Below are 21562 nucleotides of genomic sequence, written 5' to 3'. Positions count from 1 at the left end.
ATTTCATGTTTGACCAGCCGGTTCGCTTTGACAGTGCCCGATTAGCGGCTAATAAGATAAGCCAATGGAATATTCCGCAGCGCAAACCCTATCGACACATCCAGAGCAAACCATGGTGACTGACAATCCATGGATCGCGATCCCGTTTTGACGCTGGAAGCGCAAGCGAGGGCAGCTTTGAAGCGCGGCGATATCCCCGCTGCGGCGGCTGCCGCGAAATCTATGATATTGGCTGATGAGGCCCAACCCGCAGGCTATTTCCTGCTGGGGATTGCCGCCGCCGAAGCCGGCCAGATCGTCAAAGCCGTACCCCTTATCGAGGCCGCAGTAGACCGCGGACCCGAGGCGGAACATCTGGCACAGCTGGCGAAGCTGCTCATCCTCCTCCGGCGCGATGGCGAAGCCGCCAACGCCGCGCGAAAGGCGATGGACTTGACGCCCGGCGACGCTCGGACGCTCGATACAATCGGTTGCGTTTTCACGCGGCTGGGAGACCATGAGGGTTCGGTCGAGCCTTTTAGATCGGCGGTCGCGGCCGATCCGGTCAATCTCGACTATCGTTATAATCTTGCCGCGGCGAGCAGCTTTACCGGCCGGGTCGAAGAAGCCCGCACGCATTACGAGGCAATAATTGCCGCAGACCCCGGCAATGCGCGGGCCCATTATGCCCTTGCTATCGCCTCGCGCCAGACATCAGACTCCAACCATGTGCCTAGGTTGAAAGCCGCTCTCTCCGGAGCACAGAAACCTGGCGATGGCCTGCGCATTCGCTATGCGCTGGCAAAGGAACTGGAAGACATCGGCGACCCTGAGGCCTTCACGCATCTTTCTGCCGCCAATGACGAACACAAGCGCTCGCTGCGATATGATTTCACGCAGGACGAGGCGATTTTCGACGCCATCGAGACCTTGTTCACGCAGTCCGGGCAAACACATTTGCCCGGCGCAGGAAACTCCGGCAAAGCGCCGATATTCATAGTCGGAATGCCCCGCACGGGAACAACGCTCGTCGATCGAATTCTCTCCTCACATCCAGATGTGGAATCGGCGGGAGAATTGCAAGCCATGCCGCTAGCGGTCAAGCGACTGGCAGCGACATCGTCCCGTAATGTCATCGATCCGGAAACCGTCATGACGAGTGGTGATATCGATCCGGCGAAAATTGGTGACGCTTACCTCGCCCAGGCCAGCCATCATCGTCACCTGGGTACAGCCCGTTTTACCGACAAGTTGCCTGCCAATTTTCTCTATATCGGCCATATCGCGCGTGCGCTGCCCCATGCGAAAATCGTGTGCTTGCGCCGCAATCCTATGGATACGGTCTGGAGCAACTACAAAAATCTGTTTGCCAGCCAGTCCGCTTATTACGCCTATTCATATGACCTTCTGGACACCGCGCGTTACTATGCCCGCTTCGATCGACTGATGGCTATGTGGGACAAGTTGTTCCCCGGACTGGTGCTGCAGTTGTCCTACGAAAAACTGGTCGCAGACCAGGAAGAGCAGACACGGAGTCTGTTAAAGCATTGCGGCCTTGACTGGAACGAAGCCTGCCTGACTTTCCATGAAAATAGTGCGGCCGTGGCCACGCCCAGCGCCGCGCAGGTTCGCCGCCCCATCAATGCTGACGCGGTCGGCAAATGGCGCACGCATGAAGCGGCGCTGCAGCCGGCACGAGCCTTTTTCGAGGAACAGGCTATCCCGATCGAATAGAGTGCCGCTGCGCCGGTGAGGCCACAGCGAAACGGGCCGCTAATATGACAGGGGCACCTGTCGTTTCCGGCAGGTGCCCCTTTCTCTTCATTCGTGAACTCCGACGATCAGAACTTGAATCGTCCTTCAAGGCCGACGGTCCGCGGATTGAGAATGGCCTGCCGGTAATAGCGCACCGTAACACCGTCATTCACGCCAATTCGCGAGCGATCATTGGCGACTGACACCACGGCATATTTGTCGAAAACATTGTCGACGAACAGACCTACGGTGAACCGCTCTGTGTCATAAGAGATCGATGCACGGTTCAGGATATAGCTTGGAATCTTGTCCCCATAGGCGCGATCCCAACCGATCCGGGAAACAACATTTCCGCGGTAGGTTGCCGTCCAGTTCGCAATCACGTCACCACCCATGACCGGTTTGACATAGGTTACACCAAGGCTGGCTGTATTCTTGGCCGATCCCGGCAAACGATCACCTGCCAGAGCGTCGAGTTGAAGGAACCGATTGGAATAATCCCCTGGTGTCTCGCGAATGGTGATGATGCCGGGCACGTCCTCGGTCAATTTGGCGTCGGTATAGGAATATGTTCCCTGAATCGTCAGTTCCGGCGTCGGCTTGAACTGGAACGAAGTCTCGAAACCCTTCGACTCCGCTGAACCGCCATTCACCGTAATACCGGTTGCACCGTAGAGCGTGGACGAATTGACCTGGATGCCAGCCCATTTGATCTGGAAGACGTTGAAATTGAATGAAAACATGTTTTCAAACAATTGCGCCCGCACACCAAGTTCGAGATTCTTGGTCGTGTCCGGTCCATATTGCAGTTCTTCGGGCAAGGCACAGATGATTTGCTGGCCAGGTACGATGTTATCCGGGCAAGGCGCGACACGGTTCGGGCCGCCAATACGATAACCCTTGCTGTAGGTGAAATAGGCCATCAGATTCGGGGTGAAATTATAGGAAGTGTTGAACTTCCACACCCAGCCGTCTTCGCCTGCGTCCCCGCCGTTCGCCGGCAGATCGTAAGGACTGAGCGGGTCTCCCAGTACCGGTAGGGCCGCCGCGCCAGCGATCGTGGAGCTATAATCGAAGTATCGGGCGCCAGCAGTGACCTGCCATTCGGGCGTGACCTCGAACGTGCCTTCTCCGAAGATCGCCTTCTCGGTCACCTTTGAGTTAATATAGCTGACATATTCAAGCGCTTCGGGATTGGTTACTGCGTCGACCCACGGGTGGTTCGGAATATGCTCGGCATAATCGCTCTGATATTTAATCTCGTTGTAAAAGCCGCCAAGTACCCAGCTAAACGGGCCACCGTGCCTTGAAACGAAACGGATCTCGGCGTTTTTCTGTTTGCGGGTGGTATCCGATTCATTCCAGGCTGCGAAAGCGGGGAAGAGCTCATAATCATAATCCAGATCGAGCAGCAGGTCGGTAACGTCACTCTCGCCCCGGTATTTGACCTCGGTATAGGCGCCCGTCGCAACGATATCGAAGATATCCGCGACATTGGCATTGACCTCGGCGCTAACAAGATGAGCATCGCGTTTGACCGGTTCAGTGAAACGGCTGGCGTTCTCATAGCGGCCAGTCCCGAGCACGCCCGCACTGTTCGACTGCGCGCCACCAGTCTTGGTCTGCTGATAGGCGTAGGTAAGAATCAGCTTCAAGTCTTCGGTGGTCTGTAAGAGCAACTGGTTGCGCGTGGTGAAGGTCCGTTCGTAGTTGAGATCCTTCTCCCTGGTGAGATTCGCGGCATAGCCATCGGCAGTGATGCTATCGGGACCATCCGGTTGCGGAAGGGATACACCCGGCTCTTTGACCAATGTCGTATAATCGATGAAGCCGGGATCGAAATAATAGCCGGTGGCAGAACGGAACGCTACGTGATCCTCCAAGATCGGAATATTGATCATACCGTCAATCTGGACACCAAAGGAGTCGCTGTGGGACTTGGCGTAGACGCGACCGTGGACCTCTCCTTGGACCTCGCTGGTATTGGGGCGGTTCGGAATGTAACGGATCGCGCCGGCCAATGTGCCGAGGCCGTATAGCGTCCCTTGTGGTCCGAGCAGCGTCTCGACGCGTTCTATATCGATAAGCTTGAAGTCATAATAAAGGGGGACTTCGCCCAGGTAGATGCCCAGCGCGTCGTCATAGGTTGCACCGCCATCGCCTACTCCGGAGGCATTGAGACCGCGCAGGACGATCGTACCTGTCGAGCCCGGGCCCGTATCGGAAATTGTGAGGCCAGGTGTGAAATCGGCGAGATCGCGCACATCGTCGATCCGGTTGCGTTCGAGGTCCTCGGCACTGACAACCGAAATGTTGACGGGTGTTTCCATGAGTGTCGTCGCTCGCCGCGTTGCGGTGACGATGATCATATTGTCGGCACCGGCCTCTTCAGCGGCGATATCTTCCGACATTTCCTGTGCGAGAACAGGTGCGGCAATCATAGTGCTGGTCAACATTGTTGCTGAAAGCAGGCCCAGCTTGAGTCTTGCGTCCTTTATCATTATTCTTATCCCTCATTTTAAATGCCCCCGCGGGCCAGACGTTTGTCGTTCATCCTGCGACTTTGTCTTGAGGATCTTCCAGTTCGCCCGCTTACCGTTATTCGGCTTTCAAGCTGGCGTTTCTGAATTTGCGGTTATGATTCCGCCCGATTTTTGCGATCCCGAACCTATTTTTCTAAGTGTTCTCCTCCTTGAATGTTAGCCGACGATAATTTGTCGCGCCGGGCCTTGTATTTGTTGATCAGTGGTTGAAACGGGAAGACGAACTGCTCGTAAATCGACAGCCGCTTGCGGTCATCCTGGCCCACCTCTTCGGACTCCCCTTCGCGAAACGTGCCGAAAATCCGGTCGAGCAAGATCAGGGAATTGCCGTAATTGCACCGCGTATCTTCGTAGCTCAGCGCCGTGTGATGGAGACTGTGATGCCGGATGGTGGTGAAGACGTAGGAATAGAATAGAGGCGGGTCCGAGCGCACATTGGCGTGGGCGAATGTGGACACCACGGTGAGCACGTTGAAGCCGCAGAACAGCGCCGCCGTGTTCAGATCGAAGATCGCAATGACGCTGAGGCTGATCAGGAACAGTTCGATCGGATTGCCCACGGACCCTTTCATGGCATTGAGCTGGGTAATGTGGTGGTGCGGGGCATGAGTCAGCCAGGCCGGATACCAGTCGTGCATCAGTCGGTGCATCCAGTACTGGCCGAACTCGTAAAGGAAGACCACAAACGCAACTTGCAACAGGAACGGCATCTGCATTGCCCATTCCGTGCTGATGCCGATGGATTCCTTGAACGAGGCCAGTGGTTTGTCGGCCAGTGTCTCGGTTGCCCACCCGATCGCGGTATATTGGAGAGCGAGATAGAAAAGATCGGTGGCAAATTCCTTGCGCGTCAGACGCCAGCCTTCGTGGCGCTCGAGCAGTTGTTCGAGACCCAGGACGAAAAAGCTTATGGCAAGGCCGGTTACAACTATCGACCAGGGGCTTCCGGTCACTGATGCTGGCGCAAACATCCAGAACAGGATGACAGCGATTATGGTTGCGGGAGGGATCAGGTTGACCAATGTCCGCTTGATTGGATTCTCGCACTTGTCAGGAGCAGATATTGTGCAGGAGCGAACAGTAGCGGCGCTGGCCGACCCGCTCTCTTTTGCTGCTTCGCGATCTGATGATCGACCCATAGAAAACCTCCTATCAGGCCGGAAATCGGCCTAATGCCTCAGGTTTTCTTCTCCCAATGGATGCCGTTCTCAATCGCGACACAACCTACGATATAGATATTACCTAATGCGTCAAGAGTAATAACCATGGTTTGTTAGCATGTGCACAATAAATTTTCCAAACGCCCGAAAACTCTGGTTTTTTGGTGTTCAGCAATACTCTCTGGCGCGCTGGACATGGCTAGTGGCTGCGTCGCTTTCCGCTTTTGCCTAGCTTCAAAACAAGGACAGCGAATCAGGACGGGCGGCCACAGCCAGCCGTTTTCCTTATTCGGCTTCCGCCCCGGCGTTGCTCCACCAGGAAATAGAGTGTACGTCGTGAGCGCTCGTCCAGATGCCATCCGGTGTATAGCGTATGGCACCACTACCAGCGGCAGCACCCGGACGTGCGAGGATCTCCAGAGTTTCCGCATCAATGGCGACGAAGGTCTGGTCGTCGGTTGTCCGCAGCCAGACTATGCCACCACCGGTGTCAATGTCACCATAAAGCAAGCTATCACCGACTTTGATGCGGCCAGTGACCGTGACAGTTTCGGGATCGATCCGCGCAACCGTGCCGTCTCCCTGTTCCTGTACCCAGACGCCGCCTTCGCCAGCAGCGAGAAAACCGGGCTGTTTGCCGAGTTCAGTCGAACCGGTCACCTTGTTGGTCGCCGGATCGATACGCTCGATCGACCGTCCTTCGCTGCTCACTGCCCACAATGCGTCTAGGCCATAAGCGAGAAAAAATGTTTGCGGGGCAACATCGATGGTTGCGATCACTTCATTTGTTTCCGGATCGACGCGTGCGATTTTTCCTTCCGCATCGCTCGGCACCCAGATCGATCCCGCGCCTGCGACCACATTTGTTTCGCCTTTCGGGTTGGCAATGCCAGTGGCGATCATCGCCTCCACTTCCGCTGTCTCGAGGTTGATTCGATAGAGGTTCGCATCTTCGCAATTGGCTACCCATAGCGAATCGGCGAATATGGCCATCGTGCCGCATGGGCGCGGCATCTTGACCGACACGAGCATGCCTCCGGTCGACCACTGTTCGACCCGGCCCCGATTGGTGGCCCACACCGTGTCACCGTCGACGGCGAGAAAATCCGCAAAATCGGGCACTTCAATCACCTGTTCTACCAGGTTCGCCGGTTGCAGCGCGGTTGGCAAATCAGTCGATTGCTGTTCAGTTGGAGAGCAGGCCGCAGCAAAAAGCAGCATCAGGGTGATTGAACGTTTCATGTGAATACTCCTGCGAAGCGCCGGTATTGGCATATCAGTAACGATAAGGATTGGTATCGATCGTGGTCGTACTGCGCGTCTGGTTGCAGAGAAAAACCGTGCCGGTGAAATAGATGCCCGGCTCGGTAATCGTCTGCGCATAGGCGAAGGCCTCGCGCAATTGCTTCACCGTCATCTGCACCGGCGCTTCGTCCGGTTGATGGGTGAGTCCGTAGGGATAGTCTTTGCCATCCGTGCTGATCTCGACATGGCAACCCATGACGTGCGTTACGGGATGCGTGTCAACGAATTCGATCAGCCGCTTCATGCTGTCGAACCAGGGCTCCCAGTAGGTTATGTAGCAGCGCCCGCGATAGAACATATCGCCTGTGTAGAGAATCTGGGTGTAATTGTCATAATAGGCAAATTCCGACACCACGTGGCCGGGTGAGCCCCAGATCTCGATCTCGCGTCCGCCAAGATCGAGCTTCACATGCTGTTCCGGATAATTGGTCATGCCCCAGAACCCGAGCATTTCCTCGTGGGTCAGGCCCATGTAGCGCGTGTTTGGCCGGTCTGCGAACTGATTGACCGCGGCATAATGGTCGGAATGAAGATGGCTGAAGGCCACCAGCAACTCCAGGCTCGCAGGGTCCCGACCGTTGCGAGCGCACCAGTCTTCGATACACTCGTCTACCACGCCGCGCAGGTCCCAGTCGTTGCGCAACTGGGTGAAACCTTCGTCGAGCAACAGGACACGATCATTACCGAAATAGAGCGGCGTGAACGGTGCTTCGAAACTATAGGCTTTGTTCTGGCGCAGGATCGCGGTGTGCGCATTATACCAGTGGACCTGGACCGGCGGATCGGTGTTGTCCATGCAGGAAGCGGAACCGCAGATCCAGCGCTTGGGAAAGCCGCCCGGAGCGGGAACATTGCTCTTGAAATCTATTGGCGCCGGGCGCGTGGCGGCCATTGCCGAATTGCTGAACGTGGTAAGCGCATTACCGGCAACCGCAACCGTGGCGGCAGCGGCGTTATATGATATGAAAGTGCGACGATCCATGACAGTCCTCTCTGATTTTAAAACGGCCGGGGCGGGTTGATCTGGGGTACGTCTGCGGGCCAGACCGGTGTCCGCTGGTCGGGGCTGACTCCGTTGAAAAGCACGAAATCCGGCCGGATGAGCAACATGTCCTTGCCGCGGATTTCGCGTGCATATTGCAGCACTTCGTCGATCACGTCCGGTTCGAGCTGCAATATCCGTTCATAAGGCTTGTAGGTTGCGAAGCGCGGGTAATATCTGCCCGGCGCGAACATCATTTCGACATGGCCGCCCAAAATCCATTTTGGCGAACGGTCCGCCGCGAAAGTCTTCAGCCGCTCGAGCGATGTCACGAAGTCGCGGTCATTGCTGATATTGATCTTGCCGGGATACAGGAAGTCTCCGGTGAACAAAATCTGGCAATAGGGATCGTAAAATGCGACTCCATCCTCATGGGTGCCGGGCGTGGGAATAACTTCGATCACGCGGTCGCCAAGATCGATTGCACCGGTGCCCGAAGGCCAGCTGCTGCGAAATCCATAATGTTGTTTCATCACATCGAACGGTGTGGGCACGATGGTTGTATCGGGTCGTCCGGCAAATTGCACCAGGCCCTGATTCTGCGCAATATCTTCACCCGAAGTCAGGGCAATGGTCAGCGGCACCTTGCTTCTTCCTCTTGCCTGACCCCAGCGGGTGATGATGGCATCCACTGTCTCGCGCAGGGGGTAATGTTTGGCGTTGGCGGTCGCGCCGCTGTCGATCAGCAGAGCCCCCTTGTTGCCAAAGAGCAAATAGGTGAAGGGCGCTTCCCAATGCACGCAGACATTTTGTCGCAGGACGAAACTGTCCTCATTATATTGCACCACTTGTACACGTGGGTCGCGGTTCTTCGCTGCCACGTTGGAGCCGTAGGTCCAGCGAAAGGCAAGTCTGCCCGGGGCCGGTCCGTCGCTGCTATAATCATGGACCACTGGTTCCGAGGGATGCAGCGGCACCGCTGAATCGGTGTTGCGGACGCCGGGAGTATTATAGCCCAAATCGGGATTGCCGTTGCCGGAGGCGGTAGGATTAAGTGTCGGTGTTGACGTTTGCGGCATCGAATACTCCTGACTAAAGGTTCCAGTACGGCGTTAACCGACTGCTTTCGATGCATACTCCCCCGAGACGCCGCGTTTCACCCGATTTCCGGATGATTCGGCATGCGTATTCAGCAAACATACGGATATTACTAAATATATCAATGGTAATAAATATAGATGGACAACGAGTCGTTTTGCCGCAATGCTGCAACTGCGAAAGGAAATCGAATCATGATCAAAGGGATACGTCGCGCGGGGGCATTGGCAATGCTGGCATGTGCATTCATTATAACGTCGTGCTCGCCAACGGCTGAGGAAACGGCAGCACCACGCACTGAATTCAATATTGGCTGGTCTATATATGCCGGCTGGATGCCTTGGCCATATGCGGAACAGGCCGGCATTGTTAAGAAATGGGAAGACAAATACGGCATCAAGATCAATATCGTTCAGGTCAACGATTATGTGGAATCGGTGAACCAGTATACCGCTGGCCAACTTGACGGCGTTACCGTCGCCAATATGGATGCGCTTACTATCCCCGCTGCAGGCGGCAAGGACACCAGCGCAATTATCGTTGGCGACTATTCGAACGGCAATGATGGCGTCCTTTTAAAAAGTGCCGACGACCTTCACGCAATCAAGGGCCGGAAAATCAACCTCGTTGAACTTTCCGTTTCTCACTATCTGCTGGCGCGCGCGCTTGACGCGGTTGGACTGTCGATGACCGATGTCAGCACCGTCAATACTTCGGACGCGGATATAGCCGGTGCCTTCTTGTCGAAGGATGTGACAGCCGCAGTAGCCTGGAACCCACAGTTGTCGACGATGAAGCAAGCGCCTGGCGCGAAAATGGTATTCAGTTCTGCCAATATTCCGGGCGAGATTCTCGACCTGTTGGTCGTCGATACCGCAACGCTTAAAGCCAACCCTAATCTCGGCAAGGCGCTCGCTGGAATCTGGTACGAAACGACCGCATTGATGCAAAAGCAGGATGAAGAAGGCAAGGCGGCGCGAGCGGCAATGGCTGCGCTCGCCGGCACAACGCCGGAAATGTTCGACGGTCAGCTTGCAACCACCTTCCTTTATGCGGATCCCAAGTCTGCGGTTGCGGCAACATCGGACAAGTCACTGATCGAAACCATGACCCGCGTGCGCGACTTTAGTTTCTCTCAAGGACTGTTCGGTCAGGGCGCAAAGTCGGCAGATGCTGTGGGTATGGCTTTCCCGGGTGGCAAAACGCTGGGGGATAAGAATAATATCACCTTGCGCTTCGACGAGACATATATGCAAATGGCCGTTGATGGGGCGCTGTAATCTGACGACATATGGAAACAGCAAGATCGGGATAGGAGTATCATGCGCTGGGTGAATCGTCGCATAAGTCGAGGCAATAATCTGCTCTTGGGCTCCATTCCGATCTTGATACTGGTCATGATCTACCTGTTTGCGGCTGCCGAGCGCCACTCGATCAATCCCAGCGACAAGCTTCTCCCGCTACCCGGCGCAATGGTTCAGGCCATGTGGGGACTGTTGTTCGAACCCGACCAGCTTACCGGCCGGTTACTCTTCTGGGCGGACACGCTCGCCAGTCTCCAGCGCCTCGGACTAGGGCTCGGCATCTCGACCTTGTCAGCGCTCCTGGTAGGGTTGCTCATTGGTATCCTGCCGCCGGTTCGCGCTACCTTCGGCATGCTGGTGACCGGCATCGCGGTCATCCCGCCCATTGCCTTGCTGCCGATATTGTTCATCGCCTTCGGTCTTGGGGAGGCGTCCAAAGTGGCGCTGATCGTCATCGGTATTGCGCCGTTCATGATCCGCGATATCGCTGCCCATATTGGGGGGTTACCACGAGAACAGATCGTCAAGGCGCAGACTTTGGGCGCAAGCACCTGGCAGCTAATATTGCGGGTCGCTTTGCCCCAGGCCATGCCACGGCTCATCCAGGCGGTGCGCCTTTCGCTTGGACCGGCCTGGGTGTTCCTGATCTCTGCCGAGGCGATCGCGTCTGATATCGGTCTCGGATATCGTGTCTTTCTCGTCAGGCGCTATCTCGCGATGGATGTAATTCTGCCTTATGTCGCGTGGATTGCGTTGATCGCGGTGGCGATGGACTTTCTTCTCGCCCGCTCCAGCCGCAGCCTGTTTCCATGGGCACATGGAGCAAGCCGTTGAGTACCGTACTCAGCTTGCGAAACCTGTGGGTCGAATATGGCGACAAGGTGGTTCTGGAGCGTATCAATCTCGAGATTGAAGAAGGCTCTTTTGTTTCGATCATCGGACCTTCAGGGGCAGGCAAGAGCAGCCTGCTTCGGATAATATTGGGACAGGAAGCACCGACGTCCGGTTCGATCCTGCTCGATGATGTACCGCTGAATCCCGAATGCGGGCCTGACCGTGGTGTCGTGTTCCAGCGCTATTCTGTATTTTCGCATCTGACGGTCCTCGGCAATGTATTGTTCGGTCTCGAATGTGCCCAGGCGCCGTTAACGGCACGACTATTTGGAGCGCGGCGGCGCGTAGCGGTTGCGGAAGCGGAAGAGATGCTGGCGGCGGTTGGCCTAAGCGACAGTCTACACCTCTACCCGGCGCAGATGTCGGGCGGCATGCAACAGCGTCTGGCAATCGCGCAGGCGCTCATAAAACGGCCACGTATCCTGTTGCTTGACGAACCTTTCGGAGCACTTGATCCGGGCATCCGGTCGGACATGCACGCGCTGATAACCCGGTTGTGGAGCGAATATTCCCTGACTATAATCATGGTTACCCATGATATCCGCGAAGCCTTTTCGCTTGGAACCAGAGTCCTGGCCTTGGACAAATTGCGCCAGGATCCGCACGCCCCGCATCGCTATGGCGCATCCGTGGCCTACGATATTCCGATCGAGAAAAAGAACGCGCTACCGGAAGATCTGGGCATCGACGTTGTGAGCAATAGCAGCGTCGAAATTGTCGGCAGTATTACTATTGACACAACTAATAATAACTGAGAGGAGTAATATCATGATTTCGGAACCCACAAAACTAGCCCGGCTTAGTATGAGCCTCCCTGCAGAATTATTGCTCCATCTCGACAATATGGTCGAAGAGCGCGGTCTGCCGTCACGGTCGCAGCTGATGTCAGAGCTGATCCGTCATGCGCTGGCAGAGCACGAAGCGCTGACCCGGCCCGAAGAGATGCTCGCCGGTACTATTACGCTGGTTTATAGCGGCGACCACGCAGGCGTGCGCCAACAGCTCGCGACGACCCAGCTACATTATCTGAAAGAAGTCATCTCCTCGCAACATGTCTTCCTTGAGGATGACCAGTCCCTTGAAGTGTTGCTGGTACAGGGTCCAGCGGTGCGGCTCGAGGGACTGTGCGATTCCTTACGGCGCATTCGCGGGGTGCATCAGCTACGGCTTGTCACCACCACAGCCTTGCTGCCGCCGCTTCACGAACAGGACGAGGCAACTGAAAAGAGCAAAAAGACCAGGAGCGCTGCGGCATGACCAAGCCACTGGCCGATCCTATGGCGGCGCGCGATCATGCGCGGGCAATGGCTGGCACGAAGGTAGACGCCATGCCTGTCTTGCCTCCGGTCGCCGAGGATCTGCCCGCGGATGTAGCCGCCGAAGATTTGCTTTGGGAAGAAACGATAGCGGCCGGCGGATATACCACTCGCAGGCTGACACGAGGCTCGCGCTTGCGCCTCATCGACCTTGAGGGCGACGCTTGCGCTTCGGTTCTGATTTTCAATGCAGAAATGCCAACCGAACGACTCAATATCGCGGACACGGTCAAGATACAGTGGAATGCCTATCTCGGTGCCGGAAAGTTTCTGCTCTCGGATATGGGCCGGGTCATGATGAGCATATTGAAGGACGATGCGGGTACCCATGACGCATTTTGCGGCACGTCCAACGCCGCGACCAACACAGGAAAATACGGAGAAGGTCACAACAGCAGTGCCTTTCCCAACGGTCGTGACCGTCTTTTGCTGGGATCCGCCAAACACGGGCTAGAAAGACGTGACGTACATCCGTGCGTCAATTTTTTCAAAGGAACGAGGATCGAAGCCAACGGGACTATTACCCCGATGGTCGGTCCCTTTGAGGCCGGGCGGGAACTGGTCCTGCGCGCCGAGATGGATGTGATTGTCGTTATCGCCAATTGCCCGCACATTCTCGATCCGCGCGAGAAATGGACAGTTACCCCGCTGCGTATTTCAGCGTGGCGCGGGGCCGTGACGTCCGACGACGACGATATTCGTAATGCTACGCCAGAGGGCTTGCGTGCCTTTCAAAATGTTGAAGATTATTTCCGTCGCTAGGAAGGGATAATGCCTCCAAAATGACAACTCCCCTAGAAACACCCGAACTTTCCGGTACCGTCGTCCATGATGAAATCGTGCCCGCCCGGGCCCCTTGGCTTCATCATCTCGCTGCCGGTCAAACCCTGCATATTGTTGATCTGGAAGGCAATCAGGCGGTCGACTTTCTGCTCTATTCATCCGCCGACGACTCCGAACGCTATAGCGCTCAGGACACCGTCGCAGCGCAAGGCAACCTGTTTCTTCGCGCCGGTACTGTTCTGCGGTCGAACGAAGGGCGCGCGATGATGACCATCCTCGCTACTTCGGTCGATTACCACGACACGATCGGTGGCGCCTGTTCCTGCGAGTCCAATACGCTGCGCTACGGTCATCATACCAAGAGCCAGCATGCCTGTGTCGAGAATTTCCTCGAGGCCAATCTGACCGAAGGGCGCGGCAAGCGCGACATTGTTTCCAACATAAACTTCTTCATGAACGTGCCGGTCGAGGAAGACGGGGCGCTGGGGATCGTCGATGGTATTTCGGCCCCCGGGCTGACGGTCGACCTGCGCGCGGAAATGGACCTGATCGTGGTTGTGTCGAACTGTCCGCAAATCAATAACCCGTGCAACGGTTTTGATCCAACCCCGGTGCGAATGATCGTCACCGCATGAGCGTTGAAACGGTTCTTATTGCCAACCGCGGAGCGATAGCCACCAGAATTATTCGAACGATACGCGATATGGGGATGCGATCGGTTGCGGTCTATTCCGAGGCGGATGCCGACTCCCTGCACGTATCGCAGGCGGATGTGGCTGTGTGCATCGGTCCCGCGCCAGCAACGGAAAGCTATCTCGATATTGCCGCGATCATAAATGCCGCACGCGAGACCGGCGCAGGCTTCATCCACCCGGGATATGGCTTTCTGGCGGAGAATGCCGAATTTGCAGAAGCATGCGCTGCTGCCGACATTGTTTTCATCGGCCCCACGCCGGAAAATATGCGAACATTCGGTCTGAAACACAGCGCCCGTGCGCTGGCTACAGAACATGGCCTGCCGCTTGCGCCCGGTACCGGACTTCTTGACGATGAAGACGATGCCGCACGCGCTGCAAACGAGATCGGCTATCCGGTCATTCTGAAAGCCACGGCTGGCGGCGGCGGCATTGGCATGCATATTTGCGAGGATGAGGCGGCTGTACGCAAGAACTGGGACAGCGTTGCTCGTCTCGGTGCCGGGAATTTCGGCGACGCCGGTGTATTCCTGGAACGCTATATCGCCCGTGCGCGCCATATCGAGGTGCAGATATTCGGCGACGGGATCGGCCGGGTCATGCCGCTCGGCGAACGGGATTGTTCGCTACAAAGACGGAACCAGAAGGTCGTCGAAGAATCGCCAGCGCCTGATCTCGACGACGATGTGCGCCGCAAACTCATCGAGGCAGCGGTCCGTCTGGGTGCAGCGGCCGAATATCTTTCCGCTGGTACAGTAGAGTTCCTGTTCGACGCCGAGCGTCAGGAATTTTTCTTTCTGGAAATGAACACCCGGCTGCAGGTCGAACATGGCGTCACCGAAGAGGTGATGGGCATTGATCTTGTTGAATGGATGATCCGCGGGGCAGCGGGAGACTTTTCGTTTCTCGATCGCGAGCCACCGGTGTCAAAAGGCCATTCGGTCCAAGTCCGCCTATATGCCGAGGATCCTGCGCTGGATTATCGCCCGACCAGCGGCATCATCACTGCCATCAATTTTCCTGAATCTATTCGTGCCGAAACATGGTGCACGGCCGGCAGCGCGATCAGCGCCTGGTATGATCCGATGATCGCCAAGCTCATCGTTCACGCCGATACAAGAGAAGCAGCCATTGCGGCGATGCAGGTCGCGCTCGACGAAAGTCGCGTGGACGGGCTCGAGTCCAATCTCCGCTGGCTGCGCGCTGTCGTCCGCGATGATCGATTCATTTCCGGACAGGTCGCGACCAGATTGCTGGATACGATTGTCTATAATCCGCACAGCATCCGCGTGGTTTCCGGCGGCACAGCAACCACGGTTCAGGACTGGCCGGGCCGCGTTGGTCTCTGGTCGGTCGGCGTCCCGCCCTCCGGCCCGATGGACGACCATTCCTTTCGTATCGGCAACCAGCGGCTTGGCAATCCGGAAGGAACGGCAGGGCTCGAGATTACGTTTACCGGCCCAACCCTGTATTTCAACGCACCCGCACGCATTTGCGTCACGGGAGCCGATTTCGGTGCCCGGCTAGACGATGAGCCAGTGGAACGGGGCGTCCCGCTCGACATCGCTGCAGGCCAGACGCTCGCGCTTGGCCGCGTCAGCGGCGGCGGCATGCGCGGTTATATCTTGATCGCCGGTGGGCTAGACATTCCATCCTATCTTGGCAGTCGCAGCACGTTCGAACTGGGTCAATTCGGAGGCCATGCCGCACGAAAACTGGTGGCAGGTGACACGCTGCATCTGGCGGAAGCGGAGGTCAGCGCGCCCGCACCGGTTTCCGAAATATCGGATTTCGGCAACCACTGGACGCTGCGTGTCCTATACGGTCCCCATGGCGCGCCGGACTTTTTCACCGGAGATGACATCCGCGCGACCCTCGATGCCGATTGGCGTGTGCATTATAACAGCAACCGCACCGGCGTTCGTCTGGTCGGACCCAAGCCGCAATGGGCAAGGGCCGATGGCGGCGAGGCGGGCTTGCATCCCTCCAACATCCACGACAATCCTTATGCTATCGGTGCGGTCGATTTTACCGGCGACATGCCGATCATCCTCGGCCCCGATGGACCATCGCTCGGCGGATTCGTCTGTCCGTTCGTGGTGATCGCTGCGGATCAGTGGAAAATCGGGCAACTGGCCCCGGGCGACCGCCTGCGTTTCGTACCGGTCACGCTTGACGATGCCAAAGCTGCCGACCGCGCTCCGCTAGAACTGACGGCGAACCCATCCCGCACAGGCCCGCAGCGCGAGATCGCCGATCTTTCCCCGATCCTCGCTGACACACCAGCCCAGGGGCTGCGCCCCCGCACGGTGTACCGGCAGCAGGGCGACCGCAATATATTGGTTGAATATGGACCGATAGTCCTCGACATCGAACTGCGCATTCGCGTTCATGCCCTGATGACGCTCCTCGAGGAAAAAGCCTTGCCAGGCGTGATCGATATCGTGCCCGGCATCCGCTCCTTGCAGCTGCATTTCGATGATGACATTCTTGACCAGAGTGGCGCGCTTGCTGCGCTCATGGAAGCCGATAATCAACTGGGCGATCTCGAGGACTTCACGGTTCCTTCCCGGATCGTGCATCTGCCACTCAGCTGGCGGGACCCGGCGACGCTGGAAACGATCGAAAAATATATGGCCGCCGTCCGCGACGATGCACCATGGTGCCCGGACAATATCGAGTTCATCCGGCGTATCAATGGCCAGCCCGACGCGGATGCTGTCGAGGATATTATTTTCGACGCGAGCTATCTCGTAATGGGGCTGGGCGACGTCTATCTCGGTGCGCCCGTGGCGACACCGGTCGATCCCCGGCACCGGCTGGTAACGACCAAATATAATCCGGCCCGGACATGGACCCCGCCCAATGTCGTCGGAATAGGCGGCGCCTATATGTGCATTTACGGCATGGAAGGCCCAGGCGGCTATCAGTTGTTCGGCCGCACCATTCAGGTTTGGAATACCTATCGGCAGACCGATGCCTTTGTCGACGGCAAGCCCTGGCTGCTGCGCTTCTTCGATCAAATCCGTTTTTTCAGCGTGAGCGCCGAAGAATTGGTCGAATGGAGAAGAGATTTCCCCAATGGCCGCCGGTCGATCCGGGTCGAGGAATCGGAATTCCGTCTCGCCGACCATCGCGCCTTTCTGGCCGAGAATGCAGAATCCATCGAGTCATTCGAAGCAACGCGCCAGTCCGCATTTGAGACCGAACGCGCCGAATGGCAAAAAAGTGGAGAATTCGACCGTGTCACACAACTGGCAGAAGACCCCGCAATCGGCGCTCCCATTGCTCCCGCGATAAAAGTGCCCGAGGGCACCGACCTGATCGAGGCCCCCTTTGGCGGAAGCGTGTGGAAGCTCTTGGTTGCAGAAGGGGATGAGGTAAAGGCAGGGGACGTAATTGCCGTGATCGAAGCGATGAAGATGGAAAGTCCGCTCGAAAGCCCCGATAATGGCACGATTGCAGCACTCTATATCCGCGAGCGCCAGTCGCTGGAACCCGGCGCGCCAATGCTGGCGCTGAGGAGGCATTAATGACCATGCTCGACCGGCAAAGCCCTGCGGCGATCGCGTCAGCCGTAAATGGTGGAAAAACAAGCGCGCTGGCAGTGGCGCAGGAAACGCTCGCCCGTCTCGAGGCGTATGACGTGGTTCAGCCGCAAATATGGATCAGTCGCGCCGCGCCCGCCGACATGCTTGCCGCGGCCCGCGAGGTCGATGCCCGCATTGCGGCAGGGGAACAGCTGCCGCTGGCCGGCGTGCCCTTTGCGGTAAAGGACAATATCGATGTCGCCGGGTTTGAGACCACGGCAGGTTGTCCGGCATACGCCTATTCTCCCGCGGATTCTGCAACCGTAGCCGAAAAGCTGCTCGAGGCGGGAGCCATTTGCGTCGGCAAAACCAATCTCGATCAATTCGCTACCGGTCTTGTCGGCACGCGCAGCCCTTATGGCATTCCCCGCAACGCCTATAATCTCGCTTATGTCAGCGGCGGTTCGAGTTCGGGGTCGGCGGTCGCGGTCGCGGCAGGCCTCGTCGGTTTTGCGCTTGGCACCGATACCGCCGGTTCCGGACGGGTGCCCGCGGCTTTCAACCATCTTGTCGGGCTCAAGCCAACCAAGGGCCGCTGGAGTACACAGGGCCTCGTGCCGGCATGCCGCACCATCGACTGCATTACGGTGTTTACCGACAATCTGTCGGATGCACGGCTGGTCGATGATGTGCTCGCTGGCTTTGATGCAGCTGATCCTTATTCAAAACCGCTGGCCGACGTTGCATTGCGACCGAAACGCGTCGGTGTGCCGCGTCGTGATCAACGGGCCTGGTTCGGCGATAGCCAGTCCGAATATCTTTACGACCGGGCGATCGCCCGTTTGGGAACCAATGCGGAAATAATCGAGCTGGACATATCGCCCCTCAACGAAGCGGCGAGTCTTCTTTACAATGGTCCATGGGTCGCTGAACGAACGGCAGCCATCCAGGATCTGCTGGCCAGCAATCCCGATGCGATCCACGAGACGGTACGTCAGATCACAGAGGCCGGTTTGAGCAAGAGCGCTGTCGATGTGTTCAACGGCATGTACCGGCTAGCCGAACTCAAACGTCAGGCGGACGGACTATGGGACGAGGTCGACATGCTCGCCTTTCCCACCACCGGCACGACCTATCGCGTCGCGGAACTGTTGGTGGCACCGATCGCGTTGAACAGCAATCTCGGCTTCTACACCAATTTCGTGAACCTGCTCGACATGGCAGCAGTCGCGGTGCCCGCCGGCACCCGTTCGAACGGGACCGGCTTCGGTATCACCTTGATCGGCCCTGCCGACAGCGACCAGGCCCTGCTCGGCGCAGCCGAAACTTATCTGGCGGTAGCAGACTTACCTGCTCCGCCCGCACTCGATCTGGAGGGAAAAATGGAAAGCGTGAAACTTGCCGTCGTCGGCGCCCATTTGAAAGACATGCCACTGCACTGGCAGCTGACCTCTCGCAAAGCCGTATTCGTCGGAGCCTTCGAAACCGCTCCCACCTATCGCCTTTATGCGATCGCCGACAGCGTCCCGCCAAAGCCGGCACTGGTACACAGCGAAGACGGGGCTGCTATCAAGGTTGAAGTCTACGAACTCGACGTCGCCGCCTTCGGCAGCTTTGTGGCAGAAGTTCCTGCCCCGCTTGCAATCGGGACTGTTACCTTGGCCAACGGCAGCAGCGTCAAAGGCTTTGTTGCCGAGTCTCGCGCGACGACAGGCGCACAGGATATTACGGATCTAGGCGGCTGGCGCGCCTTTATCGCCGCGAAATAGCGCGCTAGTTACCCGTTAAGCGGTCGAAAATTGGATCACCGCGAGCAATGTAAATATTACGCTTGACGTGTTTGATAATATCAATACCATAGCAGTCATACCAAAAAATAAGAATCGTTCACAGGAGAGACACTGCAATACCGGGCCGGTTTAGCGCTCGGGCAGTAGCTATTCTTGGGCCTCGGCCCTCAGGTTAAAGAGGTAGGTGGTATGAACGGAGTTCGGGTAGGAAACAGGATCATTGGAGCTGAAGCGCCGGTCACTGTCGGATGGGAAAACATCGGCAGGGTCGAAGGCGGACCGGCCAAGCAATTCATTTTCACATATTTCCAGCCCACTGTGCTCTTCGCCGTTCTCGCCTTCTGGTATTATGCACCCAATTCCATTGCTGTAGCATCGACGGCCATCTGGCTCGGCATCAGTTTCAAGCTATTCTTGCTGGGACTCGAATGGGTCAATCCGCGTTATGATAGCTGGCGGCTCACCTGGAAGGAATTGGCCACCGACCTGTTCTATGTCGGACTCGGTTACACATTGCTCCGCATGGTCGACAATTACATCGGCGACGGCGTCATCATTGAAGCCATTCAGGGCTCATTTGACTGGGATAAATTCTCATGGTTTACCGATTTGCCGCTGCTGGTGCAGGCCCTGATGATCTCGCTGATTTTCGAATTCGGTCAATATTGGATGCATCGCGGCATGCATAATTGGTATCCGCTCTGGCTGACCCATGCCCCGCATCACTACATCACCCAATTGAACATCAACAAAGGCGCGGTCGGCAATCCGATCGAGCTCTTCCTGATCGGGCTTGGCATCGGCGGTTTCTTCGATTTCATCCCGCGGGCCTTTCTGCTGGCAGGCGCGATCGGACTGACGGTCGGCATCTACCAGCATATCAATGTCCGTTTCAATTCGCCGCGCTGGTGGCGGTTCCTGTTCAACACCACCGAGCACCATAGCGTGCACCACTCCCAGGATTATGAAGCCACTCGCAGCAATTTCGGCGCCAGCTGGATTATATTCGACCGCCTTTTCGGTACCTGTGTCGACGGTGAGGCAGAATTGCTGGGAATGGAAGGCGGACGCCGCATGCCGATCAACGAGACCATGACCTTCCCGTTCACCGAAGGCTATAAGTCGATCAAGTCCCGGATCAAGGATCGCCGGCAGCCACCGACCGCGATACCGGCCGAATAGTTGACCGTTTTGTCCCTGCCTGAAACAACTTTCTCTCGGCAGGGGTTAAATTTGCCACTGCGCGGCGCAAAGCGACAGGCTCTCTTGTTTCCCGGAACTTGCTGGAGGAATTGTAAGTGAAATTGCCTTTCATTGACTGGATTTGGCGCGCGAAGGGCTCGCTGCCCCTCGAAACGCCAATGTCTCCGGCAAACGCATTCGACAGGCTTGACCCGCTGTTCCAGACGAATGGAACAACCTACGAGATCGAAGGTGATACGCTGACGTTCAGCAAGCATAATCCCGCCGCCCAGGACAAGTTGGCCACATTCACCCGCGGAACGCTGATGGTCGTCGAGCGGGAAGGGCGTTCGGTGCTCACATATAACGTGACCAGCCCGGCATTGCTGGCTTGCTTTCTCGCCCCGCTGCTCTTTCTGGCCTTGGGCCAGGTTAACGTGGCCATTGGCGAGTATGAAAAGTCCAAAGCCGAAGCAGCAGAAAAGTCCGGAAAAGACGCCGACAAACCGGAAAAAACTGACGAAGAGGACAAGGATATAAAGTTGCACTGGTTTGACGCAGCCTTGGGCGCACCCGCACCGGAAAGGCCGGACAAGAAAGACAAAGAAAAAGACAAATATAAAAAATACTCGCCGAAGACTGCCTATATTTTAGCTGCGATCTTCGCGGCCCTCTATCTTGTAGGCCGCATTCTCGAGCCATGGCTAATCAGGTCTAGGTTTCGCAAGAAATTGTCAGATATGCCGTCGATTAATGACATAAATTCAGTCGAACGACTTAGTCAGGAATGATATTCGAACTTCGTTCCCATCAATAGCTGCTGCACCCTTATCAATTTGCCGATTGAGAAGTTCGAGATATCAATGGGCCGAAATACCGCGAAAACAAGCCTGAAACAGACTTTTGCCGCTCAGAACGGTGAATATATATTATAACAGGGATATCTTTCTCAGCTTTGCGAAGGCGCAACCATTCCAAGTGCTGCCTGCACCTTGCTTTTCAACTTTTTCCGGGATCCGGAGTATTGCGAGTCTAATGATTTTTGCGATCTGGTTTTTTGATCGCGTCAAATTTTTCATCGTTATCCATGTTCCCAAAAAGGCTCGTCTCCCTGCGCACGTCCAGCAGCACCTTTTGAATTATTGCAGACAAACCACTGGACAGCAGCGTTTGTTCGAGCATTGTCGTTGGTGTCGTTGGTGTCGTTGGTGTCGTTGGTGTCGTTGGTGTCGTTGGTGTCGTTGGT

17 protein-coding genes are annotated in these 21562 nt (G+C 56.6%); 11 read left to right on the top strand and 6 right to left on the bottom strand.

The annotated features are described in order from the left end of the window. The first annotated feature begins 129 nt into the window (after positions 1-129). Positions 130-1713, top strand: a complete 1584-nt coding sequence (locus AAC060_RS00085; RefSeq protein WP_339821426.1) for a sulfotransferase — start codon at positions 130-132, stop codon at positions 1711-1713. Between the two features lie 107 nt (positions 1714-1820). On the opposite strand, the gene AAC060_RS00080 is transcribed toward AAC060_RS00085, so the two are convergent. The 5 genes from AAC060_RS00080 to AAC060_RS00060 all read right to left on the bottom strand — a co-directional run bounded on the left by AAC060_RS00080 (position 1821) and on the right by AAC060_RS00060 (position 8803). Then, positions 1821-4235 carry a TonB-dependent receptor gene (locus AAC060_RS00080; RefSeq protein WP_339821423.1) on the bottom strand — a complete coding sequence of 805 codons (2415 nt, stop codon included), beginning with the start codon at positions 4233-4235 and terminating at the stop codon, positions 1821-1823. 167 nt (positions 4236-4402) lie between these two features. Further along, a complete protein-coding gene (locus AAC060_RS00075) occupies positions 4403-5416 on the bottom strand; it encodes a sterol desaturase family protein (RefSeq protein WP_339821421.1) in 1014 nt (337 codons plus the stop codon). Between the two features lie 306 nt (positions 5417-5722). Continuing rightward, positions 5723-6679: a YncE family protein gene (locus AAC060_RS00070; RefSeq protein WP_339821419.1), complete on the bottom strand. Its 957-nt coding sequence runs from the start codon at positions 6677-6679 to the stop codon at positions 5723-5725. 34 nt (positions 6680-6713) lie between these two features. Beyond that, positions 6714-7724, bottom strand: coding sequence for an MBL fold metallo-hydrolase (locus AAC060_RS00065; protein ID WP_339821417.1), 1011 nt, complete (start codon positions 7722-7724; stop codon positions 6714-6716). Between the two features lie 17 nt (positions 7725-7741). Continuing rightward, on the bottom strand, positions 7742-8803 hold the full coding sequence (locus AAC060_RS00060; protein ID WP_339821416.1) for an MBL fold metallo-hydrolase: 1062 nt from the start codon (positions 8801-8803) through the stop codon (positions 7742-7744). A 213-nt stretch (positions 8804-9016) separates the two neighbouring features. On the opposite strand from AAC060_RS00060, the gene AAC060_RS00055 reads away from it, so the two are divergent. From AAC060_RS00055 to AAC060_RS00010, 10 genes are all read left to right on the top strand, one after another. Continuing rightward, complete coding sequence (locus AAC060_RS00055; RefSeq protein WP_339821414.1) at positions 9017-10102, top strand: putative urea ABC transporter substrate-binding protein; 1086 nt, start codon at positions 9017-9019, stop codon at positions 10100-10102. Between the two features lie 42 nt (positions 10103-10144). Then, positions 10145-10960, top strand: a complete 816-nt coding sequence (locus AAC060_RS00050) for an ABC transporter permease subunit (protein WP_339821411.1) — start codon at positions 10145-10147, stop codon at positions 10958-10960. Next, the gene (locus tag AAC060_RS00045) at positions 10957-11775 is read left to right on the top strand and encodes an ABC transporter ATP-binding protein (RefSeq protein ID WP_339821408.1); all 819 of its coding nucleotides are present in this window, start codon (positions 10957-10959) and stop codon (positions 11773-11775) included. The genes AAC060_RS00050 and AAC060_RS00045 overlap by 4 nt, the downstream gene beginning before the upstream one ends. A gap of 13 nt (positions 11776-11788) precedes the next feature. Next, positions 11789-12277: a CopG family ribbon-helix-helix protein gene (locus tag AAC060_RS00040; protein ID WP_339821405.1), complete on the top strand. Its 489-nt coding sequence runs from the start codon at positions 11789-11791 to the stop codon at positions 12275-12277. Beyond that, the gene (locus AAC060_RS00035; protein WP_339821402.1) at positions 12274-13098 is read left to right on the top strand and encodes an urea amidolyase associated protein UAAP1; all 825 of its coding nucleotides are present in this window, start codon (positions 12274-12276) and stop codon (positions 13096-13098) included. Before AAC060_RS00040 ends, AAC060_RS00035 begins: the two co-directional genes overlap by 4 nt. Before the next feature lie 20 nt (positions 13099-13118). Continuing rightward, positions 13119-13754 carry an urea amidolyase associated protein UAAP2 gene (locus AAC060_RS00030; protein WP_339821398.1) on the top strand — a complete coding sequence of 212 codons (636 nt, stop codon included), beginning with the start codon at positions 13119-13121 and terminating at the stop codon, positions 13752-13754. Then, positions 13751-17347: an urea carboxylase gene (gene uca / locus AAC060_RS00025; RefSeq protein ID WP_339821395.1), complete on the top strand. Its 3597-nt coding sequence runs from the start codon at positions 13751-13753 to the stop codon at positions 17345-17347. Before AAC060_RS00030 ends, uca begins: the two co-directional genes overlap by 4 nt. Then, a complete protein-coding gene (atzF, locus tag AAC060_RS00020; RefSeq protein ID WP_339821393.1) occupies positions 17347-19113 on the top strand; it encodes an allophanate hydrolase in 1767 nt (588 codons plus the stop codon). The genes uca and atzF overlap by 1 nt, the downstream gene beginning before the upstream one ends. A gap of 210 nt (positions 19114-19323) precedes the next feature. Further along, positions 19324-20316 (top strand): sterol desaturase family protein, encoded by a 993-nt coding sequence (locus tag AAC060_RS00015; protein WP_339821390.1) that lies wholly within the window; start codon positions 19324-19326, stop codon positions 20314-20316. Between the two features lie 116 nt (positions 20317-20432). Beyond that, positions 20433-21107 (top strand): hypothetical protein, encoded by a 675-nt coding sequence (locus tag AAC060_RS00010; RefSeq protein WP_339821387.1) that lies wholly within the window; start codon positions 20433-20435, stop codon positions 21105-21107. 241 nt (positions 21108-21348) lie between these two features. Here the strand turns inward: AAC060_RS00010 and AAC060_RS00005 are convergent. Next, on the bottom strand, positions 21349-21562 hold a 214-nt coding region (locus tag AAC060_RS00005; RefSeq protein WP_339821384.1), incomplete at its 5' end, for a hypothetical protein.

Source organism: uncultured Parasphingorhabdus sp. (assembly GCF_963975555.1).
In the GTDB taxonomy this organism is placed as follows: domain Bacteria; phylum Pseudomonadota; class Alphaproteobacteria; order Sphingomonadales; family Sphingomonadaceae; genus Parasphingorhabdus.
The sequence above is the reverse complement of the archived record's forward strand: the minus strand, read 5'-3'. Positions and strand labels throughout refer to the sequence as shown.